This is a genomic window from Flavobacterium sp. (assembly GCF_029242675.1).
Taxonomy (GTDB): domain Bacteria; phylum Bacteroidota; class Bacteroidia; order Flavobacteriales; family Flavobacteriaceae; genus Flavobacterium.
Genome location: NZ_JAQWTM010000328.1, coordinates 1 through 1811, shown reverse-complemented (window position 1 = coordinate 1811; position 1811 = coordinate 1). Strand labels below are relative to the sequence as shown.

The window sequence follows — 1811 nt, the reverse complement described above, 5'->3', positions numbered from 1 at the left end:
TCACCAAGGTGCTGTCGCAAATATATCGCCAATTTCATTTTTTGATTTAGAGAACTTAATCGAAACTGTTATAGAAAACGGTAAAACACCTTTGTTTTTGATATTAGACCAAATTTCTGATGCACGTAACTTTGGTGCCATAATTAGAACTGCAGAGTGTACGGGTGTTAATGGTATCATTATACAAAAATCAGGTGCAGCTCCGGTAAATGGAGACACCGTGAAAACATCTGCTGGTGCCGTTTTCAACATCCCAATTTGTAAGGTAGAACATATAAAAGACGCGATATTTTTATTACAAGCAAGTGGAATCAAAACTATTGCAGCAACTGAAAAAACCGATCAAAATATTTACGATCTATCTTTGAACGAACCTGTCGCAATAATTATGGGGTCGGAAGACCGAGGTGTCAATCCATCTGTACTAAAAATAGTTGATGAAAAAGCTAAATTACCGATGTTTGGAACAATTGGATCATTAAATGTTTCCGTGGCATGTGGTGCTTTTCTCTATGAAACTGTAAGGCAAAGAAGTTAGTAATTACAACTTCAAAAATAATTTAAAGCGTTAGTAAGTATTTCTTACTAACGCTTTTTTTATGTCCAAAATCATCAATAAGTTAAAATACTACTTGCGTTCATTTTATGTAACACATCATGAAACAAAACATATCCTTCTACACCCCCTCCTCTATCGTATGTTCCTCATATAAAAATCCTTTAATGATAGTAGCAAAAATTTATAAAACGCAAGAAAAATTTAAAGGAAACAGCAATTTATACACATGCACTCACATAATTCTATTTTAGACTAAATAGCACAATTTATCCTCTTAAAAAGACCAAAAAGCTTAAAGATTAGAGAGGACATTGGCAGTATTCCTAAATACAAAACCGGCCTAATAAGCAGACAAACAGAAAAAACAACCTATTTTCCAATCTTTACTTTGACATAAGAACAACATCCAATCTTTGTTTTTTCTCAATCTTAGCCTACAAACAGTAGCAATGGACCAATTAGAAGCAAACTTATTAATACCTAAGGTTGATTGATTATTATTTCAAACTTCACCGTTCTAATATTTACGCAATCCAGTTTAAGCGTTGTCTACACAAGATTGCATAAATAGTTAAGAATAATTTTATTTAAACCTAAATTCTTACATAAATTATTCATTAAAAATCACAAAAAGAAAGAATATACCTCGCTAAATGTTAAATTTTATAATTTATTTACTAAAAGTTCACTACCTAAGTATAAAAATAGATCACAACAATTCCAAGTTCCAATGATGAAAAAAACTTTGGCAGTACTTGCAAAATAAGGCAACTAAGAGATTTTTAAAACCATTTAAAAGAGGTTAAGAATAAGTTCATTACAAAACTATACGCAAAAATTCAACTCAAACCTTTAATAAAACATTAATATTTTTTTATGATATTTGCTTCACAAACCAAAACTTATAAATAATGAAACTAAAGTTGAATCAAGTCTTAATACTACTATTAGTATTAGTGACGCAAGTCTCTTTCGCTCAAGAAGGAATTGTACGAGGAATTGTGACAGACGCTTCAGGCATGCCGTTACCAGGAGTGAGTATATCTGTAAAAGGAACCACTAATGGAGCGCAAACAGATTTTGATGGGAAATACACCATTAAAGCTTCTAATAGTCAAATTCTTGTTTTTAGCTACATCGGTATGAAAACACAAGAACGTAAAGCCTCATCATTTTCGATTAATGTAAAACTTCTAGGGGATGCATTAGAGCTAGAAGGAGTTACAATTAACGTTTTTGGTATCGAAACCAA

Annotated in this window: 2 protein-coding genes; both read left to right on the top strand. The window is 31.6% G+C overall.

Features of this window, described 5'->3' with window-relative positions:
- The coding region (rlmB, locus tag P8M54_RS12005; protein WP_300288117.1) for a 23S rRNA (guanosine(2251)-2'-O)-methyltransferase RlmB at positions 1-538 on the top strand (538 nt) is incomplete at its 5' end.
- Between the two features lie 932 nt (positions 539-1470).
- The coding region (locus tag P8M54_RS12000) for a carboxypeptidase-like regulatory domain-containing protein (RefSeq protein ID WP_300288116.1) at positions 1471-1811 on the top strand (341 nt) is incomplete at its 3' end.